Origin of the sequence: Chengkuizengella marina (assembly GCF_009910845.1) — a bacterium.
GTDB classification, from domain to species: domain Bacteria; phylum Bacillota; class Bacilli; order Paenibacillales; family KCTC-33759; genus Chengkuizengella; species Chengkuizengella marina.
Genome location: NZ_SIJB01000016.1, coordinates 28,114 through 48,649, shown reverse-complemented (window position 1 = coordinate 48,649; position 20,536 = coordinate 28,114). Strand labels below are relative to the sequence as shown.

At 31.7% G+C, this 20,536-nt stretch carries 25 protein-coding genes; 20 read left to right on the top strand and 5 right to left on the bottom strand.

The window, feature by feature from the left end; translation table 11 throughout:
- Window positions 1–47 precede the first annotated feature (47 nt).
- From ERL59_RS06640 to ERL59_RS06625, 4 genes are all read right to left on the bottom strand, one after another.
- Window positions 48–365 carry a hypothetical protein gene (locus ERL59_RS06640; RefSeq protein WP_160645412.1) on the bottom strand — a complete coding sequence of 106 codons (318 nt, stop codon included), beginning with the start codon at window positions 363–365 and terminating at the stop codon, window positions 48–50.
- A gap of 2 nt (window positions 366–367) precedes the next feature.
- Window positions 368–637 carry a hypothetical protein gene (locus ERL59_RS06635; RefSeq protein WP_160645411.1) on the bottom strand — a complete coding sequence of 90 codons (270 nt, stop codon included), beginning with the start codon at window positions 635–637 and terminating at the stop codon, window positions 368–370.
- Window positions 638–801: 164 nt separating this feature from the next.
- The gene (locus ERL59_RS06630; protein WP_160645410.1) at window positions 802–1,920 is read right to left on the bottom strand and encodes an FtsZ/tubulin family protein; all 1,119 of its coding nucleotides are present in this window, start codon (window positions 1,918–1,920) and stop codon (window positions 802–804) included.
- A gap of 2 nt (window positions 1,921–1,922) precedes the next feature.
- Complete coding sequence (locus ERL59_RS06625) at window positions 1,923–2,237, bottom strand: hypothetical protein (RefSeq protein ID WP_160645409.1); 315 nt, start codon at window positions 2,235–2,237, stop codon at window positions 1,923–1,925.
- A gap of 786 nt (window positions 2,238–3,023) precedes the next feature.
- Between ERL59_RS06625 and ERL59_RS06620 the strand changes: the two genes are divergently transcribed.
- The 20 genes from ERL59_RS06620 to ERL59_RS06525 all read left to right on the top strand — a co-directional run bounded on the left by ERL59_RS06620 (window position 3,024) and on the right by ERL59_RS06525 (window position 19,649).
- Window positions 3,024–3,362 carry a hypothetical protein gene (locus ERL59_RS06620; protein WP_160645408.1) on the top strand — a complete coding sequence of 113 codons (339 nt, stop codon included), beginning with the start codon at window positions 3,024–3,026 and terminating at the stop codon, window positions 3,360–3,362.
- Window positions 3,359–3,607, top strand: coding sequence for a hypothetical protein (locus ERL59_RS06615; protein ID WP_160645407.1), 249 nt, complete (start codon window positions 3,359–3,361; stop codon window positions 3,605–3,607). Before ERL59_RS06620 ends, ERL59_RS06615 begins: the two co-directional genes overlap by 4 nt.
- 34 nt (window positions 3,608–3,641) lie before the next feature.
- On the top strand, window positions 3,642–3,962 hold the full coding sequence (locus ERL59_RS06610; protein WP_160645406.1) for an HU family DNA-binding protein: 321 nt from the start codon (window positions 3,642–3,644) through the stop codon (window positions 3,960–3,962).
- A gap of 6 nt (window positions 3,963–3,968) precedes the next feature.
- Window positions 3,969–5,234 carry a metallophosphoesterase family protein gene (locus ERL59_RS21400; protein ID WP_160645405.1) on the top strand — a complete coding sequence of 422 codons (1,266 nt, stop codon included), beginning with the start codon at window positions 3,969–3,971 and terminating at the stop codon, window positions 5,232–5,234.
- A gap of 125 nt (window positions 5,235–5,359) precedes the next feature.
- The gene (locus ERL59_RS06600; protein WP_160645404.1) at window positions 5,360–6,307 is read left to right on the top strand and encodes a hypothetical protein; all 948 of its coding nucleotides are present in this window, start codon (window positions 5,360–5,362) and stop codon (window positions 6,305–6,307) included.
- Complete coding sequence (locus ERL59_RS06595) at window positions 6,294–9,356, top strand: LAGLIDADG family homing endonuclease (protein ID WP_160645403.1); 3,063 nt, start codon at window positions 6,294–6,296, stop codon at window positions 9,354–9,356. The genes ERL59_RS06600 and ERL59_RS06595 overlap by 14 nt, the downstream gene beginning before the upstream one ends.
- A 15-nt stretch (window positions 9,357–9,371) precedes the next feature.
- Window positions 9,372–10,877 carry a hypothetical protein gene (locus ERL59_RS06590; protein WP_160645402.1) on the top strand — a complete coding sequence of 502 codons (1,506 nt, stop codon included), beginning with the start codon at window positions 9,372–9,374 and terminating at the stop codon, window positions 10,875–10,877.
- 20 nt (window positions 10,878–10,897) lie between these two features.
- A complete protein-coding gene (locus ERL59_RS06585) occupies window positions 10,898–12,049 on the top strand; it encodes a hypothetical protein (protein WP_160645401.1) in 1,152 nt (383 codons plus the stop codon).
- Between the two features lie 37 nt (window positions 12,050–12,086).
- A complete protein-coding gene (locus ERL59_RS06580; protein ID WP_160645400.1) occupies window positions 12,087–12,569 on the top strand; it encodes a hypothetical protein in 483 nt (160 codons plus the stop codon).
- Window positions 12,570–12,585: 16 nt separating this feature from the next.
- Entirely contained in the window at window positions 12,586–13,557 is a 972-nt protein-coding gene (locus ERL59_RS06575) for a hypothetical protein (protein WP_160645399.1), read from the top strand.
- A 66-nt stretch (window positions 13,558–13,623) separates the two neighbouring features.
- Window positions 13,624–14,145, top strand: coding sequence for a hypothetical protein (locus tag ERL59_RS06570; RefSeq protein WP_160645398.1), 522 nt, complete (start codon window positions 13,624–13,626; stop codon window positions 14,143–14,145).
- Window positions 14,146–14,151: 6 nt separating this feature from the next.
- A complete protein-coding gene (locus tag ERL59_RS06565) occupies window positions 14,152–14,568 on the top strand; it encodes a hypothetical protein (protein WP_160645397.1) in 417 nt (138 codons plus the stop codon).
- The gene (locus tag ERL59_RS06560) at window positions 14,568–15,185 is read left to right on the top strand and encodes a hypothetical protein (RefSeq protein ID WP_160645396.1); all 618 of its coding nucleotides are present in this window, start codon (window positions 14,568–14,570) and stop codon (window positions 15,183–15,185) included. Before ERL59_RS06565 ends, ERL59_RS06560 begins: the two co-directional genes overlap by 1 nt.
- A gap of 11 nt (window positions 15,186–15,196) precedes the next feature.
- Window positions 15,197–15,697, top strand: coding sequence for a hypothetical protein (locus tag ERL59_RS06555; protein ID WP_160645395.1), 501 nt, complete (start codon window positions 15,197–15,199; stop codon window positions 15,695–15,697).
- The gene (locus ERL59_RS06550; protein WP_160645394.1) at window positions 15,684–16,400 is read left to right on the top strand and encodes a hypothetical protein; all 717 of its coding nucleotides are present in this window, start codon (window positions 15,684–15,686) and stop codon (window positions 16,398–16,400) included. The genes ERL59_RS06555 and ERL59_RS06550 overlap by 14 nt, the downstream gene beginning before the upstream one ends.
- A gap of 46 nt (window positions 16,401–16,446) precedes the next feature.
- A complete protein-coding gene (locus ERL59_RS06545; protein WP_160645393.1) occupies window positions 16,447–17,181 on the top strand; it encodes a hypothetical protein in 735 nt (244 codons plus the stop codon).
- Window positions 17,182–17,269: 88 nt separating this feature from the next.
- Entirely contained in the window at window positions 17,270–17,779 is a 510-nt protein-coding gene (locus ERL59_RS06540; protein ID WP_160645392.1) for a hypothetical protein, read from the top strand.
- A complete protein-coding gene (locus ERL59_RS06535; protein WP_160645391.1) occupies window positions 17,760–18,197 on the top strand; it encodes a hypothetical protein in 438 nt (145 codons plus the stop codon). Before ERL59_RS06540 ends, ERL59_RS06535 begins: the two co-directional genes overlap by 20 nt.
- A gap of 7 nt (window positions 18,198–18,204) precedes the next feature.
- Window positions 18,205–19,203 (top strand): tyrosine-type recombinase/integrase, encoded by a 999-nt coding sequence (locus ERL59_RS06530; RefSeq protein WP_160645390.1) that lies wholly within the window; start codon window positions 18,205–18,207, stop codon window positions 19,201–19,203.
- A 104-nt stretch (window positions 19,204–19,307) separates the two neighbouring features.
- Complete coding sequence (locus ERL59_RS06525) at window positions 19,308–19,649, top strand: hypothetical protein (RefSeq protein WP_160645389.1); 342 nt, start codon at window positions 19,308–19,310, stop codon at window positions 19,647–19,649.
- A gap of 83 nt (window positions 19,650–19,732) precedes the next feature.
- On the opposite strand, the gene ERL59_RS06520 is transcribed toward ERL59_RS06525, so the two are convergent.
- Window positions 19,733–20,425: a Yip1 family protein gene (locus ERL59_RS06520; protein WP_235929813.1), complete on the bottom strand. Its 693-nt coding sequence runs from the start codon at window positions 20,423–20,425 to the stop codon at window positions 19,733–19,735.
- Between the last annotated feature and the right edge of the window lie 111 nt (window positions 20,426–20,536).

Sequence of the window (20,536 nt, the reverse complement as noted above, 5' to 3'; positions counted from 1 at the left end):
TGGAAATAAAAAAGATGACCGGTTTATGATCATCTTAAAAGAGGGGGTTAATCGTAAGACATACTTTGAAATTCTCGTGCCTGTGCTCTGCCTCTGGGTGTTCTATAATCATCGATATAAACGGGTTTTAAATTTTGCTTTTTTTGTTTTTTTTGTAGAGCATCATCATCGATATGTAAAGAATTACGTAAAAATAATTTTAAAGCATCCTCAACTACATCACTTTCATTGATATGGTCAACATCGTCTACCTGTGCATTGTGCAGAGCGATGTAAGTTGTTAATACTTTTTCTATACGTTTATCAATCTTAGGGTAGATAGTAGTTTTTTCAGTCTTTTCTATCAACCAATCCATTAATCCCATCTTTAAAAACTCCTTCCTCTATATTGCGCTGTATGTGTGTATGTGAAATAACCTTTTCTGTCGTCTTGAGGATATTTATTAGCAATATAATTCATAAATCCCTGTGAACCCAGTGCATAATCAATAGCTTCGGTATAAAACAAATTGAAACTCATTGGATGTTTGAAGCAAATCACCTCAGCTTCAGCATGTAGTTCTTGCTTTATGCGTAGTTGAAATCTGTGTTTTTTATCCAATCTTGGTTTTCTTTTTTGTAGTTTACTGTCCTCCATTTTTCTCATCACCTCAAAATTTCTAAAAGTTAACTTAGATGTCATGACATCATAGCATCTAGTTTATTGTGATAGGGGGGAGGTAGTGGGGGAGAGGGCAATACTAATTTTTGATTGAAAAAATCTACCTCCATTGCTTTTATATATTTATTGATAGACAAATATCAACGTTGATATCTACTTAGAATATCCATGGCGGATTTAGTTTTCTTAGGTTCCGGCCTTACACTTGTTAAAAAGTCGCTGTTTACTGTTGATTTATAAGTTTGGGAAGAACTTGCTGCTAAAACTTCTTCAACTGATTCCTGTTTAAGTCTAATTAATTCATCGATTTCTGATAATCTAGATTTAATCCATGATAGACCAGTGATAATCGAATAGACTGTCCCAGGTCTTTCGTGATAGTTTCCTTCAAATAGATCGATTGGCATCCCATTGTTAAACTTAGAAAAGATTGATTCATAGTCCAGGTATTCCATCAATAATTCATGACCGTCAAAAATGATTGCAGATCGTATTACTTGATCATTGTCAATTTGCGCAAATATTGAATTATCCCAAGACAAATGAACAGCTTCGGTAAATGCATTTTTACTAATTTCTAATTTTCCTTCAAGAACTGTTGCGACATCAGCTTTTGTAATTATGCCAATTCCTTTTGTTTTTAAAGTGTTTAGCAAGTCTTTTCTATCTAAGTTGCCATTCTTTGAACTTTTTTGTGTGTAGGATGAGATGTCATTAATTAACGAAGTTATAGATTTATTGATTTCTTCATATATTTTGTTTTTACCTAATACCTTGTTCTTAACTTTTTCGTTATCGATTGGAAATACAGCAACGTTTAAATTAGAAAGTTCTTCAAACGCTTTTAAACAATTTAATTGATTTATAACCACTTCACTTTTATCTGGAATAATTGGCATTGCAACAATTGTTTTGTCTAATGTGTTTGATAGCAAATCTATTAGTATTGGACTTATGCCACTTCCTGAACCACCAGCAGTTGAAAAGGTAAGAAAGATTACTTCTAGAGAGGGATGGGAAAAGTTTTGATTAACAAAGTCTACTGCTAGTTCCCAATTGTCTTGCTGCATTAACCTGATTGCTTCATCCCTGTTGTGACCAACTCCCTCACTCCCAACAAGTCTTAGTTTATGTTTTACATTGTCCAAAGCATCTAAATCTTTTTGAGAAAAATTAATGGCTGCAGTAGAAAAGCCTAATTTAGCTGCTTCATCTGCAATATTACCTCCAGCTCCACCTACTCCTAAAATTCCAATCATTTTCAACCCACTCCTTTTAGTGATTGTCTAATTGCTGACAAACCATATTTAGTCATATAAATTTTGTGTTCCTTTTCGCCGTATACAATTTCAATAAATCTAACTGCTTCTAAACGATATATTGATTTACGAAAGTTAGCTTCAGTAAAATCTCCACTTCCTTGCTCTTTGACTCTTCGTTTAACTACCTCATTTCTAAGATCTCTTTTCTTAAAAGCTTTAAATCGCGAATCAATGTCATAGTCATATAAAATACTCAGAATACTTAGATCATCGAAAGTTAATCTTTTTGAAATACTATGAAATAAGTCTTCCATATACACTCTCCTTCTCATTGATTGTTAATATCTATCTTGATATATGTGTATAGTCATTGATACTGAAATATTACAGAAAAATGGTGTAAAATTTGACAAGTGATAAATAAAATGATATAATTCAAGTACAACATAGGGGGTGGTTTTATAGGAGCAGTAAAAATTGACATACATAAGAAAGAATACATACTTAAAAATTTGAATTTATCTGATACCAATGTAGTTAAATGGTTAATATTATTTAGAGATAAGATCGACATTTACTACAAGTCTAATAATGATAATTTTTATATTAATGCCGGCAATGTAAAAGAAGTTAATCAGGAGTTATTAAATACATATATTTACTTGGATCAATTAATTATAGTGTCTGATTTAACAGAGAAACAGAAAGCATTAATTGAACTTTTTTACGAAGGATTTACTTATAGAGATATTGCTTATTACACAAAGACAACTGCTCAAAGAATAGAGCGAAGATTAAAAAGTATTTGTACAAAAATATGTAAAACAAACAAAAAACGATGGATTATATGGACTCATGAAAATTATTTAAATAGTGAGTTTAAAAGGTGTAGGTCTTGTCATAAGAATTTACCTAAAACGAAGAGTATTTATAGGGTTAGATCTGATTTCAAAGGGGACGGATTCTATGGAGAATGTAAAGAATGTGAAAAAAATAAAAGAAAGTGACGAAAAAAAAGCTAGATATGGCTTAGCTATTACCTTACTAGGTATAAAGGGATAGAAGTTATAATTTAAAACAGAAAGAAGATGATAAATAAAATGAAATTAAAGCTCCCAAATGGGGAGAAAATTAAATTAAATACAAGTTTTGAGTATAAAGAAAGGCTCGAAGCTGTGAACAATATATTATTAGATTGGGAAGATTATTTCTATAAAACATGGGATCAAAAAAAGACAAGTGTATGTTTAGAGATACTTTCAAATTATTTATGTATGGTTAAGGATAAAGGTGAAGATAAGAATATAGAAGACAAATACATTTTGTCAAACTATAAAATGAAGAAGCTTAAACGAGGTGATAAAAGAATGACTAATTTTACTGATTTAAAAAGCTATCATAAGAAGTTGTTGGGAATAGCGGAAGAAGATGTAACATGAAAGTAAATACAGTAGTTCCAGTAGACATAAACAACGAGTTTATACACAATGCAATTATATATAAGATAAGTAAATCTTTAAAACAATATATTGTACATAATAAACCTAAAAGGAAAAATGGGAAGTATAATAATTGGACGAACGATGCGAAGATGGATTCGATAATGATAGTTGAGGAAGGAAAGAGACGAAGTTTTTTTGATGAGAAAGGTAAAAATATAACCAATTATGTTACAGTTGAATAAGTGATAAATAAAATAAGTAAAGGGTAGAGCTGATTTGGGAGAAAAATTAAATAAAAAAGAACTTGTACCACTAATTAGAGACAAATTGAAAGAAATTAGTGGAAATGACAAAGTAACAAAAGACGATGCTGAGATGGCTTTAGATTCTGTTTTTGAAGTAATTAAGAAATCTCTGTTAAGAGGGGATAAAGTAGGTATATGGGGTTTTGGTACTTTTGAAATTAGAAAGCGAAAAGCTAGGCTAGATCATGATTTTGGGAATGGAATTAAGGTGGATATCCCTGAACAGTATGGAGTTAAGTGTAATTTTTCAGATAAATTTAAAAAAGAGTTGAATGAGAAATTAAAAATCTAGAGAGGGGTGAAGTTTGTTATAAGGAGTTATACAAATTCAGATGGAATGATTGTAGAGGTCAGCAAAGATCATTTAGATAAAGCAGTAGATATCAAGTTAGCATTACAAGATATCTCAAATAGAAGATGTAATTGGTCTCAGCATCAACAAATGATGGAGGAAGAAGGCTTTGACAACTCTGATCTTAATGAATCTTATCGTTGCATGATTAAAGATTATCAAAAAGAGATAGGAAAATTACACAGTTTACCTAAGCACGCAGATTTAATTGCAAGTAGTAAGCTAGATCGTATTCAACAAATAGTAGGAGAGGTTAGATTTGAAAAGACAGCCAATCAAGATTTGTTGAGGGAAATTAATAAGAACCTTAGAGAATTGTCTCGAACCGCAGTTTTAGCTGACGAATTTAGAAATATACTTTTAGATGAGATGGATTTTAGTGTACCGCATTACGTATATAATCCAGTATTACCTAATTCAAGAAATAAAGGAATATGTATTATAACTGATTGGCATATTGGGGTTGTTGTTAATAATTGCCTCGGAAATAATTATAACTATGAAATTGCTCAAAAAAGAGTAAACAAACTAAAACAAGAAGTATTAGATTATTGCAGATTGTACAGTATCAATGACTTATATGTTGTAGGATGTGGGGATTTTATTGAACACATTTCCATGAGGAAAAATCAATCTCAAGATTGTGAATTTGGCAAGTCCATGCAGATAGCAAAAGCACAGAAATTGATATTAGATTTTCTTGTATCTTTATCTGAATATGTGAATATTACTGCGGAATTAATACCTGGTAATCATGATAGAGAAAATGGTGATAAAACAGCAAACTTTGATGGCGACAACGCTAATGTAACTATTAACGAAGGTATAGAGGATATGTTAGAGTTAATTAACTCTCCAAGATTACAATTCATTAAATCTAAACCTCACCAAACTTCAATTGAGTTAGAGCTAAATGGTAAAAAGTTTAAGTTTGTCCATGGAGATAAACATAAAACCAAAAATAAACATATTTTAAAAACGCAAAGCTCGTTAGATAGAGAATTTTATGATGTATTTGTACATGGCCATCTACATAATTGGTATACAAGAGATGATGACCATGGAGGGATGGTGGTCGGAGTCGGATGCTTAATGGGTCGTAACAATTATAGTAAGGAAATGGAATGTGCTACAGATGCAAGTCAAGGGATGATAGTTGTAAGAGAAGATAGTGCAATAATTCCAATACCGATAAATTTACAAATTATTTAAAATAGGCATGATTCGTGCTAAAGACGTACAAGTAGTCGTTTTAGGCATTAAGGATCGTGTCTTTTTTAGTTGGACAAGGTTTAACTCCTTTCCTTGTCATTTTTTGCTAGAGAGAGGTGGGGGATATGAGTAAGAAGGTACAAGAATATGTAAAGTGTGCTAAGTGTAAAAAGGATAAAGCAGCACCGACAAATTTTTATAAATCGAGTAATAATTTATATGATGGATTTATCCCTACATGTAAGCAATGTTTAAGAAGTATGATTGATTACGATGATAAAGAAACAGTGTTTACATTATTTAAAAGACTGGATATTCCTTTTCATTTTGAATGCTGGGAAAAAGCTACTAATGGTGAAAAAGATACTTTAGGCAGATATTTATCTATGGCAAACGCTTTGAAAGGATTGAAGGGTAAGGGATGGGAAGATAGTGTCTTCGCTGAGACTGAGGAAGCGAAACAAAAAGAAGAAGAGAAACAGCAAAGTGAAAAAATATATTTCGATTCATTAGAAGAAGATGAAGATACCCAGAGAGAAAAATTTCTTGTAACTCACGAAATTATAGATAAATGGGGAGAAGGTTATCAAGAAATTGAGTACCGTTCTTTTGAAAAAAAGTATCATCAATTAAAGAATAATTATCCAGAAAAAACAGCAATGCATACAGAGTCATTACTGACTTATATTCGATACCGAGTAAAGGAAGAATTAGCTACTGCAGAAGGAGATGTAAAAACTGCAAAATCGTGGGGAGATTTAGCTCAGAAGGCAGCACAGGATGCAAAAATTAATCCTTCGCAGTTAACAAAATCAGACTTATCAGATGGTTTAGATGGGTTTGGCCAGCTTGTAAGAGCTATAGAACAGGCAATTGATGTAATCCCAATACTTCCGAAATTCAAAGAGAAACCTCAAGACAAAGTTGATTTTACTCTTTGGTGCTATATCAATTATATAAGAGATTTACAGGGACTTCCCTTAGTGCCTTATGAAGATATATATCAGTTCTATGAGGAAAGAAAAAAGGAGTATGAGGCAGACGAAGGCGGTGATTTCGATGCCTTCATATAAAAATTTTCAATCGAAAAATGCAAAACATAAAAATGATCGTTTTGATGTAAATGAACCTGCTTTTAATCCTGCTGTTGAGGCTAGAGGCATTCAGGAGTCTACCAATTTTGAAAGAAACTTAAATAAATATATTGATTTTGTTAGCTGGGCAAGATGGAATCCTGACTTGTGGTGGGATCTGATAACGCCTGAAACTGGTGGTATTAGATTAGATATGGATCAAAGGGTGTTCTTTAGGAGTCTAGCGAGGTTTATTTCAACTTATGGCGTATTCCCAAGGGGATATGGAAAATGCCAAAGTGGAGATACACTTTTATTTACAAATGAAGGAATTAAAGAGTTAGGTGAGTTTTTTAATTTTGCGAGCCATGGAAAAGAATTCTATATTTCATCTAACATTAACTTAGTAAACAGACATGGACAGTTAGAAAGTACTAATGCTGGAGTTTACAGTGGGTATCAACCTACTAAGAAAATTATAACTGAGGAAGGGTATGAAGTTGAAAATAGCTTAAACCATCCTTTATTGGTTATGAACAAGAGAGGCTGTTTAGAATGGAAAATTTCTGAAGATATCGAAATTGGAGATTATTTAGCAATAAACAGAAATAATGACGTTTGGGGAAATAAAACTGATTTAAATATTGATATGGATAGCTATCTTAATGATTTTAGTAATAGTAGTAGATGGAAAGTTGAAAGAAAAAAATGCAATATAATTAAAAATTTAGATGAAGAGTTCGGACTAATACTTGGATATTTGATAGGTGACGGATGTATAACTAGGAATTATTCAATTTGTTTTACGAATACTGATGAAGATATAGTAGAGAATTATAAAAATTTTATGGAGAATCGTCTAGGTGTAGTTGTCAAACCTAAAAAAGATTATCCGATAGACTACTTAATAAATAGCAGATTTGTCCGTGAATATTTTAAACAAATTGGGTTGGAGGTTGCTGACTCATTTAATAAAGAGGTTCCTAAGTGTGTACTTAATGCTCCTAAAAAAGTAGTTGCTTCATTTATAAAAGGTCTATTTGATACAGATGGAGGTCTATCAAACACATATATAGAATACTGCACTGCGTCTAAAAAATTATCTAAACAGATTCAAACAATATTATTGAATTTTGGTATTATGTCTACGAGAAAAAAACGTTATAACAAACAATATAAAACTAGTCATTATAAAATAATGATATATGGGAAAAATATGGACTTATATTTAAAACACATAGGATTTTCGTGTAAGAGAAAACAGGTAAAACTTGTTAAACTATGCGAGAAAAAGAGAAATCCTAACAAAGATGTCATACCATATCAAAAAGAGTTGATAAACGAATTCTGTGCTAGTATAAAACACAAAACTAGTTATAATTACCGTATTAGAGACAAGGTGTACCATGTTCTCAAAGGAGACAACCAGTTAACCTATGAGAAACTAAAATATCTGATTTCGCTCGATGATTCTTCAGAATGTAAAGGATATGAAGAATTAGTCGAGTTTTTTAATTTAAATTACTTTTTCTCCAAAGTCTCAGATATAAAAAATAGTAATAATCATGTTTATGATTTGTCTGTGCCAAACAGTAATTCTTTTATTTCAAATGGATTTGTAAGTCATAATACACTGTTGGAAGTAATGGGTATGTACCATACAGCTATCTTCTTTCCTGATATTGAGTTGTCGATGACTGCACAAACTAAGGAAAATGCAGCAAAGCTTGTAAATGAAAAACATAGAGAAATTATTAAATTTTACCCACTAATCTCAAATGAAATCACCAGTTATAGATATAGTAAAGATACTATTGAAGCGAATTTTACATCTGGTGGACGAATAGACACACTAGCAAACAATCAAAGTTCTAAAGGGCAAAGAAGAAAAAGATTAAATGTTGAAGAAGCAGCACAGTTAAATGCTGCTCTTTTTGATGATGTGCTTGAACCTGTAGTCAATGTTCCGAGAAGAACTATAGGAAAGCAGGCTCTTGTTAATCCTGAAGAACTAAATGGTCAAATTAATTTCTTTACAACAAGTTGGTTTCGTGGATCTGATGAATACGAAAGAAATATAGAAATGGTTAAAGATATGGCCGAGTTAAAAGGGAAGATAGTAATTGGATCAGATTGGCAGTTAGCTTGTTCATATGGACGTGGAGAAACGAAATCTCAGATTTTAGACAAAAAAGCAAGGTTGTCCCCCACATTTTTTGCCATGAATTACCAATCTAGGTGGGTGGGTGCAACGGACGGGGCCTTAATTGATATGAACAAAGTTATGGACTTGAGAACATTAGTTAAGCCCGAACTAAAAGGTGATGGAAAATCTGAATATATAGTATCAATGGATGTAGCGAGAAGCGAGAGTCAAAATAATAACCAATCATGTATAGTTGTTTTTAAATTAAAACGAAACAAAAACGAGAAAATAACTCAAATAAAGATAGTAAATTTAATTAATCTACCTAATGGTTTAAATTTTACTGCACAAACGGTTGAATTAAAAAGGATAAAAAACATGTATAATGCCAAAGCAGTTGTTGTTGATGGAAATGGACTAGGATCTGCGATTGTTGATGAAGCTCTTAAAGAAACGACTGATCCTCTCACAGGGGATTCATTGGGCTGTTGGAATACTATTAATAATGAAAGAGAGCCTGAATTAGAAGGTGCAGAAAAAATACTTTATGATTTACATGCTCAAGGCATCAACAGTGACATTATAATTAATTTTATCGATATGATCGAAAGTAAGAAGCTTCAATTATTAGAGAAAAGGCAAGACTCAGGTTACGATGTGTCAGATGCTGACTATTTTAAGAACAACGTTCTTCCTCATTTGCAAACTGATTTTCTTCTTGAAGAGATCGCGAATTTAAAAATGAAAAAATTACCTAGTGGAAAATATACAGTTGAAAGAGTGACTAAGAAAATTGACAAAGACAGATACAGCGCTCTTGCTTACGGGTTATGGTATATTAAACAATTTGAAGATAAAAATACGAAGAAAGATAAGAAGAAACTAATATTTTTATATAACTAAAGAAAGGAGGAAATGATGTCTGAAGTAGTTAATATTCAAAAGAATAGTACAGGAAAAGTCATTACTGCAGAACTAGCTTACACCCCATACACTTCTAGCTACTATGATTTCACTGAAAGGTTTGAGGAAGTAAAATATACAACAAAAAATATACGAAAATTACTTTCTAATCATGTAAAGAATGCAAAGCAACTTCGTGAGACATCTGATTATCTCTATAGCACAAATGGTATTTATAGAAGGTTAGTAGACACAATTAAGAATTTGGCTTCAAACGAGCATGTGATTTTACCCCATATCAAAAATAAAGAAAAATTCGATGAAGAAAAATTTAAAGAAAAACAATCATCTGTTTCTAATTATTTATGGAATTGCAATTTCGAAATTACTCTAGAAGATATATTTTTTAAACTTGTGAAATATGGTAGATATTCAGCATATGATCGTGGAAGTTATATCCAACCACTTCCATTAGACTATACTAGGATTATAGGAATTAGCTTCGATGGAAATCCAATAATACAGTTTGATTTTAGATATTTTGATAAATTCCAAAACATACGTGAAAGAAATATGCAACTTAATGGTTTTGATTCTGTTTTTAAAAGTTTATATATGGATTATAAACGTAAAATAGACAATCCAAATGAATTGATATCAGATGAATTAAATTGGAGAACACTCCCGTCGGATAAAACTTATACATTGAAAATAGGATCTAATTTAGAAAGCAAAGAGGGTATCGGAATGCTGTTTGGAAGTATAGACGATATCCTCTTTTATGATGAGATTAGAGAATTAGATCGGGCGATTATCAGTTCTCAAAAGAGAAAAATAGTTGTTCAACAATTACCAGTAGATAAAGATGGAAATTCAATTTTAGGGGAAGAAGAAATAAATTTATCACACAATAATTTGAAAAAATTATTACCACCTAATGTTGGTTGCTTAACAGTGTTAGGCGGTACTAAGTTTGAAAATATCCCTTTGGAATTGTCTGGTTTAGAAAAAGGAAAGATGAAAGAAGTTCAGGGTGATGTTTTGGTGTCTGCAGGTATTGGTGAAGGCGCATTAAAAGGTGGAAATTTTTCTACTGGAGTTTTAAATATTGATGTTATCTCAAACACCGTAATGAAGATTATGAAACAAATAGAGTCCATATGGTTGAATAGGAAATTTAAACAACTTACAACTGGAGGTCAATATCAGTTTAAAGCTCGTTTTTTAGGGATTACTTCGCAAAACCGTGAGAAAATGATTAAGATTTTTGACGGTTTATTGGATAAAGGAGGTTCACTCTCTCCTAGTATTTCCGCCAGAGGGTTTAATTTAGAAGAATACATGGATATTTTAACAGTTGAAAACAATCTTGATTATAAAGATAAATTCGAAGCGTTAGCAACCTCTTTTACAACGTCAGCAAAAGACGTAGGTAAACCAAATGGCACAGGAGAAGGTGGAGAAAACACAGAAAAATCACAAAGTAATGGGGGTAATTTTAGCCCGAGGCCTTCTGCTTAGTTTAGAAAGGAGGTGGAATATTGAAAAATAAAAGATTACTTTTTAATTCAACTAAAACTATCTTAAATGAATCTAATTCGAATGACTTATTTATGGAATTAGATATTTTGTTGTTGAAAAATTCGCCTAATCTTAATGGTTATTTTTTTCAAGAAGATTTTATAGATGAGATTGTTGAGAATCAGAAGAAATATGTAGGTCTTCCTATTGTTGTTGATGCTGAAAAATTGATGTCCGAAGACTTCTTAAATTTGAAACATAATTATTCAAAAATTGTAAAGAAATTTTATTCTGAACAAATTGGATCCTATGTTTCTTTTGAGAAAAAGTATGATTCAAATAATATAGCAGAACTTCATGGAAAAGCGAGGGTCTCTAAAAGAAATGAAGATTTAGTTACTATGTTGATGGAATTATATCAATCCCCTATTGGATTAAATCTGTCTGTAGAAGCATTTGTATCAGATTATACAATTGATGAAAACAATCATCTAATTGTTGGTGCCAGTCCCAATAATCACTTGATGTCAGATTGTATTGTAAGTTTTCCTGCTGAACCAGAATCTACAGTTTTAAAATTAGCTTCAGAGTTAAATGATTCATTGAAAGGTGGTGATAAATTGAGCAATAAAACAGATATTTTATCGGATGATAAAACGAAGAACAATAATAAAGAAGGAGTTTATAATATGGAAAATCAAAATATAGATATTAATAAGGTAATTGAAGAAAATAAATCTCTATTAATTGAAAGTGAAAATCTTAAACAACAGGTGGAAACATTAACATCGGAGAAAGATGAAGTGTCAGTAAAACTTAATGAAGCAAACGAAACTATTGTACAGTTAGGAAAAGAGAAGGATACATTAACAGCAGAGGTTAAGGAACTAAATAAGTTTAAAGATAATGTAGTTGAAAAAGAGAATAAAGGTAAGATTGAAACTTTGATTAACGAGGTTAAAGTAAGTTTAAGTGAAGATGAGTTGAGTAAAATAAATCAAGTGGCTACTGAAAAAGAGCCAGAGAAGGTAAAAGCTCTTATTAACGAAATTATGGCTGCTAAATATAAAGAAAGAATTATCTTAAATAATAATAAGAATAAAGAAAATTACTTCTCTGTTGATGATCAAAAAGATTTAGGTGGAGATCAATTAACTCAATTCAACATGTAATAAATGATAAATAAAATAAATAAGGAGTGTTATTTTAATGGCAAATAAATATGGAATTTGCAGATTAGATCGTATTTCTGGAACACCAGATGGTCGATTAAAAGCGAAAGTAGATTTTGAAAATGGTACATTTGCAGTGCAAGATGAGGTAAATGGAGAATTGTTGGCACCTACAGCAGTTACAGACGATGTGGTACTAGTGGCTTCTGTAGCTTATCAATACGACTCAATGAATGAAGGTGACTTTGTTAATAAGGCTGGATCAAATTTACATCCGCGTACATTCACATTACCAGTAGGCGATCTCTTCACTGTAACAAAAATAGCATATACAGGTGTAGCAAATGCAAGGGGAGACTTCGATTCTATTGAAATTGGAGATTTAGGAACTACTCCTACTGGAACATTAGTCTTAACTGCTCCAGCAGATGTTCCAGCCAATGCAACTACTGTTGTGGAAGTTATTGATAAAACAACATTGAATGGTGATAACGCTGTTCAAGTAAAAGTTAAACAATAAGGAGGAATTTTAATACATGATTAATGAGAGAATTTTAAACTGTGCTGTTGATACGGCACTTGGTAGAAGTACGAATAAAGAATTTACACCTGAACAACGTGCTGACGGTATGAGTAAATACCTAAATAAATTAGGAGAAAATTATCGTCAAAATTACATCTTAATAAATGAAATTGTTGAGGAAACAATTAATCAAATATTACCGATAAAATTAAGAAATGCTCTTGGCATCTTTGCCGATGTTGAAACAGTTGCAGACGGTGTAACGAAAAAATGGCATGTTCCTAATGGGAAAATCACTTCGGCTTACACTGCTTTAGGCGTTGAACAACCAAGGCAAAAAATCTATAATGGTTCCCTTACTACCATGACTGCACCTATTGGTGGAGCAGTTTATGTTGAGTACGAAGATCTAGTTACAGGAAAAGTTGATTTTGCAGAATTAACTATGAAATTAACAGATTCTATTATGGACAAAATATATGCCGGAGTTCAAGATGCATTAATTGGTGCATTTGGAATGACCAATAATGCTAATCGTTTTGCCGATAGTACTTTTAATCAATCAGAGTTTGATAAATTAAAAGGGACAGTACAATCTTATGGCAGACCTGTGATTATTGGCACTGGCGTGGGACTATCTGAAATTTCAAATGGCCCTGGATTTGATTGGAATAAGACTACCGAACAAGATAGACTAGATATCAGAAATATGGGACACGTTGGAATGTATAAGGGTAGTGGCGTGGTAGAATTGCCAAATACATTTGAGGATGAGACTAACAATGCAAAAGTATTAGATGATGGTTATACCTACCTTATGCCTGTAGGCGGTGATAAACCAGTGAAGATAGTTTTAGAAGGTGGTTTCCACATTAAAGAATCACAAGGTAAAGATTGGTCTTATACAAAAGAGTACTACCGCAAGGCTGGAATTTCAGTTTTAGCAGTTAATCACATGGCGCTATACGAAAACACATCATTATAATCGATAAAGACTAAAGGAAAGAGAAATTGCTCTCTTTCCTTTTAATATTCAAAATGGAGGTCAAGAATGGCAAAGAAAAAATATAAAGTTGTCAATAATATGCCTAATGGAGCGCTAGGAATTGTAAAATCTGATGGTAAATCTTCTGTCTTAAGAAAACCTAGTACATTTACTCAACTTGATTCTGAAGATATTTGGCATATTTTTAATACATGTAAAACAATTCAGAAAGGTTACTTATATATTGATAGTCAAGCAATGAGAACTGAACTTGGTTTAGAGGAAGCAGAATTTGTTGATATAAATGCTTTAAGTCGTGATGATCTTAGAGAGTATGTAAAAGGGTCATTAGATGATCTGAAAGAAGTATTTCAAACTAACTTAAGCGATGGAACAAGAGAAAAAATTGTATTACTAGCTAGAGAAGAATACAAAGAAAATAGCCTTGATGCTAAGAAAATGAAGTTTATTGAAACTGAAACTGGTCAATCAATTGCAGAAGTCGATGGATCTGATATAAAAAATGTAAACGATGTAAAAGAACAGAAAAAAGCAAAGAAACAGACATCTAAAAAAGAAACGAAGTGATAGCTTATGGCTACACAATTAGAGGATATTTACGATGTATTCTATTCATTAGTAAAAATTGATTTAACAAAATATCCAGAATTGGATGTTAATGTGGAATCAAATATAGTTGAAGCATATCTAAAGTCAGCATTGTATGAGTATGAAGAAAATTTAGGTCAAACACTAACAATTGATGGAGAAAGTATAGTAGAAGAAATACCAGTTCATCACAACAGAATTTTAGGTCGATTGATTTATAAAAACTATCGGGAAAGAGAGCTTAGTGAGTCTCTACAAATTGCAAATCATTTCAATAAGAGGTCTGAGCTTGAGGTAACTGGCATACAGTCCAAGATTGTAGCACTAAGAGAAATGTTGACTAATATACAATCAGAATTAAATCGATCATTCACGCGGAATATCATGAAAGGTATTAACTGATGAAAGACTATAGTTTATGGATGTCGAGTGGTCGAGATAACGAGGAAATGGTCTTTGAAATGTGTGAGAAATCCTATGTGAAAATAAATCAAGCTGATTTCGATTTTGAATGTATCATTAATGATTCAAATGATTGGCAGAAGAATGTAGATAAAACCATTCTGATTCGAAAAGATGTATATGATATTAAATATGGTGATAGTGTCAGTTTTGAAGATCAATCATATCTAATTACTGTTGAAAGAGAAGATAGGGATTTTTATTGGTCGGGTAAAATGACTAGGTGTAACAATAGTCTAACATTGATGTCGGAAGTACGAGCAATCGTGGATTATGACGATGTAGGTAAACCAATATGGGACACTCAAAATATCCCAGTATTTTTTCCTAGTATAGTAAAGTCTAGAAATGGGCTGGCAGATTCGGATATAGACAGTAAAATCAACATTCCTGATGGCAGCCTTCTAATTGCAATAGGATACACAGACCATGAAGAATTAAAATTAGATAAAGAATTAGCAATGTACAATCAAACATATAAAATAACTCATTTAGACTACACCCAAGTAATTAATAATACGGGTGTTATTGTCGTGCAAGCAGATTTGGTGGTATAGGTGGTGATGTCATGAAAATGAGAGAGAATATGAAAGATTTGTACCGACTGTTCACTACGGATGAAACTCTTTTAAGGCTGCTTTACTATAAACCTACTCATGGAAATGATGATCCTATAGATGAGAGTAAGCCGAATATTCTAGATATGGATGTTAGTGAGAGATGGGGAATTATTGAGGATAGGATTAAAACTACTCCAACATCAGAAAACCTAGATAAAGAGGCTAAGTGTAGGCTTTTATTTTATCCAGGTAGAAGATCAAATACTGATAATTACTACTTGGCTAATCAAGAGATATATTTTGATGTGCTGTCACACTTTAATTATGACGGAAGAGATATGAGGCTGTCTTGGATTTGTGATCATATTAACAACTTAATTTTTGATAAGAAGATCACTGGAATAGGCAACGTATTATTTGAGTCAGGGCAACCAATAGAAGCTCCTGAAAGTTACATTGGGTATCGGTTGAGATACAGTATTGGAAGTGGTAAGAATGGAGTCGCTTAGGCATATATTAGGCAAACCTAGTCATCTTGACGGTGTAGGACAAATATACCCCATCAAATTGAAAGACTATGATGAATTTGTAGAATGTTCATACCTCTTACAATATTCTAAGAATAACTTTGATGAAAAAGTTCATCATTTCCCCTTATTGGATTTAATAGTTTTCAGTAGTAAAGACAGTAATATAATCAAAAGGTTGGAAAAGTTATTTTCACTTATAATTCAAAAAGAAGTTAGATTTACAAGTAATAATGATACATACGTATTTGCAATTGACGAGATTCATCGAATTCATAGTACAAACTACGATGAATTTAGAAAACTGGCAATGACTCAAAATTTAATTTATGAGCCTAAAGTTTATAAAAATGCTTTAGTTCAAGAGTGGGCAAATGAAGTGTTGCAGGCTAGAGCAAAAGGTAAAGCGAATATCTTAATGGAAGATATGATATCAACAATATCCATTACTGCAGGAAAGACTTATGATCAATTATCTGAACAAACAATTTATCAAATACATTCTGATTTTAATAGGATATCGAAATCAAAGGATTATGATAATGCTATAAGAATGAAATGTGCAGGTGCTGAAAAAGTAAGTATAAATCACTATGCAGAAAATCTTAAATTATCAGAAAGTCCGTACGATAATTTGTTTGTTAGTAAAAGTAAATTAAATGGTTTAAATCACGCGACTAAGTAAAGGGAAAATTCCTTTGCTTTTTTTTATTTTAAAGGAGGAAAAAAATTTGGGAATAATAGCAGATGTTTTTAAAGTCTTATTGAAAGATAAGGCAACTGGTAAGATTTTTGCGACAACGACTTTGACAGATGCAGGCCTTGCAGTAACTGTTGGTGAAAATGAAGTTCGAGGAGGGCAAGGGGATCCATTAAGAGGGATTATCCATTCAAATAGAGATATTGAATTAAATTTAACAGATACAGAATTTCACTATGATTGGGTAGCAATGAAAGCTGGTAAAGATATAGTAACAGGTGCAGGAGTTGCTTATGCTTTTCCTGAATGGTATGAAGTGGGCAGCTCTTCCGATATTAACTTGAAGAATACTCCATTATCTGACAGTGATTTAGTGATATTTGATTCTGATGGAAAAGAGATTGATACAGGTACTCTCTCAGGTGAAACTGTAACATTTGCTAGTGGGGTTAGTGAAGGTGATAAGGTAGAAGTTAGAACATATAAATACCAGACAGATGCCAATACTGAAACCATCGAATTCGATACAAATACCTTTACTAAAGGTGTTGAGGCAATTTTAGAAACTTTAGAAATTGATGAGAGAACTGAAGCGCCATTAAACCTTATTCAATTTCAATTTGAAAATGCTCTACCAGATGGAAGTTTTTCCATTAGTACTCAATCTGAACGTCAGGCAACTTCAATGGAGACTAAATTAAGAGTTGTTAAACCTAAGACTTCAAATGTACTTGGGAAGTCTTTACGAATCCCAATTGCTGCATAAAATCTTGCAAGGGTAGATCAATTATGGTCTACCCTATTTAATTTGCCAAATAAAATTAATGTTTTATCGGACTAAAATTTAAAAAGGAGTGATTAAAATAGCTAAAAAATTATCTTTAACAGATGTAAATAAGTTAGATAGTAAACTGAATGAAATGAAAACTATTTATCTAAATGATGGTGATTTTAAGCTTGATGTATATATCAAGTTTAGAGACACAAAGATTTCTAGGTTGCTTTTAGATTTTCAAGAAGCATTTGAGGTATTAAGAAAGGAAACTGTAAGTTACAATCAGGTTCAAAATATGATGTTGTTGAGTCAGATGTTAATCCTTAAACAGTTTACTAATTTAGGATTAGAGAAATTAGATATGTCCAAAAAAGAAGATTTATATAAATTGTTTAACATAGCTGAAAAGCTAGTGGATACTGGAATTTATGAGCAAATATTTGAGCAATTTGAAAAAGATGAATTAGAAAAGATTAATAAAGCAATTGAACAGTCGAATCAGATGGGTAAGCAAATTGGAGAGATTATGGCTTCTGCAATTAACCATGAAAAAATCAAAGGTGAGGACAATGCCGAAGGACTTCACTAATTTAGGAGACTTAACAAAATACCTCTCAAGGCAAATAACAGAATCTTTAAATGATAATGTCGCTAAAGCAGCAGTTAAGACTATGCAAGAAGAGATCGAAGATGAAGTGTATGATGCTTATAGTCCAAAAGTATATGAACGGAAATATTACCAAGACGGATTAATTGATGAAGATAATATTGAAACCAAAATGATAGATGCTAAAACGTTAGAAATTCAAAATGTTCGATCAGATGGCGATAAAAACGTAGCTTACATTGTAGAAACGGGTGAAGGCTACACTTATGATGTACCAAAAGAGCTAACAGACGGTCGTCCCTTCACTCAAGAAACTAAACGTAGGCTAAAAGAAGAGGGTATTGCCAAACAGGCAATGAAAGATGGGCTTCATCAACGCGGTATGGATGCTAGAAATTAAGTAGGTGATGATTATTACTAAAATTAAAAAGAACATGTTAAGAGAACGTGCTAAGAAATTGCCGGCAGTAACTGATGAAATGTGGAGAGAGGTCAATGAGGATTTTAGAATCATTGCAGAAGAATTTGTTTCTGTACAAGACTTCTCTCCTAAAACAAAAAAGCAATATAGAAGTGCATTACGTCAATTCGGATATTATATATACAGTTCAATGAATAACAAACCTCTTTACAAAATAACTAAACGTGATTTTTTAAGATATCGTAGCTTTCTTGAAGATCATGGTTTATCCTCAAGCTCTAAAAAATTTAAACAAAATAGTGTTTCAAGCCTATGTAATTATATTGAAAATGTAGTTGCTGATGAAGATGAGAATTATACGAGATTTAGAAACTTCACTAGGGGACTTCCCCCAATTCCCAAGAATAAAGTATATGAAAAAATTAAAGTTACAAAAGAAGAGTACGACCTTTTGATGGAAATGCTGGCCGAAGATGAAAATTATCTTGGCATGGCGTGGTTAGCAACTGCATTTAGAGTAGGAGCAAGAAAGTCTGAAATCATTCAATTTAAAACTGAAATTTTGGATTACTCTATTCCTGAAAATCAGAGTTATGTTCTCTCTCACACTATTCGAGGTAAAGGAAAATCGACAGATGGAAAACCTTTGCAGTATATGATACCTTTAGATGTCTTACCTTACTTAAAAAAATGGGTAGAAGTTCGTGGATACGATCACGAATACATCTTTACAACTAAGCATCATGGTCAAACAAAACAAATGTCTGCCGACTGGGCAGATGCTTTGTGCGATACATTATCCCATATCTTAGGAAGAAGAGTAAATATACATATATTTAAAAATTCATGTATTACACATCTATTAGAATCTGGAATCGACATGAAATTAGTTTCAAAATATGTTGCTCATCATGAAGATATTTCTACTACTCAAATTTATGACCTTAGAGACTTCGAGGAGGAGAAAAACAGAATATTTGTTTAATCATTTAAAGAGGCTTCATTGCCTCTTATTATCTTTTTACTGAAATTTGGAAACACTAATATCTGTGACAATTGTGACAAAATGTTATGGAGTGAGTGATCAATTTGAAAAGAGAAAAATTTTGTATGGTTTGTGGTATGGCGTTTTTTGCCACTAGAAGGGATGCAAAATATTGTAATGATGTTTGTAGACAAAGAGCTTGTAGGGATAAAAAAACAAATAAAAATATTTATGAATTACCTAAGTATCTACGGTATAGAGTAGTTTATTATAAAGATACTTTTATCTTAGCTGAAAATGTTAAAAATCATAAAATGAGAGAATGGATTGATTCTGAAAAAGATTTTTATCGAGTTGAAGAAAATATGAAGCAATATGAGTCAGTTTTATTTATTTGCTACAGAAAGATTGATATGAGTAAAGTTATGAAAATAATTAACGAATAGATTTAGACCGATAAAAGAGGAATTTTATTGGAAAAAACAGCCCGTTAACTTCAATATATGAAAATGGGCTGTTCAATAGTAAGTTAATTAACCACGAAATTAATTAATATTGGAAATATTAATGCAAATAATATAAAAAGAGGTATAAATATTACTAAGAAACTTATTATTATTGCACCTAATGATCTCCAAGATGAAAATTGATGAGCTTCAGCCAAACATTTTATAGTCGTGAAAATAGCCCATATCGCTATAATTAAATCAAGTAAATTGAAAATAAACATTAAATTTGTAAGCGTTGAACTGCTATAAATGCTATGTGCATATTCAGTAGTAAAATTATTAATTCCAAATAATAATAATGAAGGTATCCAAATAAATATCAATGTATAGACATATGGAATATAAGAATAGGCATAGGCATAACGGACTTCTTCAGTGGTTCCTCTACCTCCTAATAAACTTCCTGTCCATCGCAATAATAATGGAACTATGTAATAAGCAATAGCAGTAAAAAAAAGTGAACCTATAATATAAGTAAATAAAATTGAAAATAGATTCATTGTATCACCTGGTTCATTTGAAGCCCCACGATCTAAAGTTGTGACGAGTATTCCTAAATAAATCAACAAAAATAATTTGCCTGGCTTAGTATCTAATACATATCTCATTGTTTTTCTCGGTTTTAACCAAATCGAAAACCAAGGTTTAATATCATTTGTTTCTTTTTCATCTCTTTCATTAATATCTTTGAACTCATTGTTTTGTGTATCCAACTATTATTTCCCCCCAATTAAAAAATAAAAAACACCTCTTATCCTAAAATTCTAAATATACCTATTAAGTGGATTTAGAATTTTAGGATAAAATCATAACACATTTCAAAA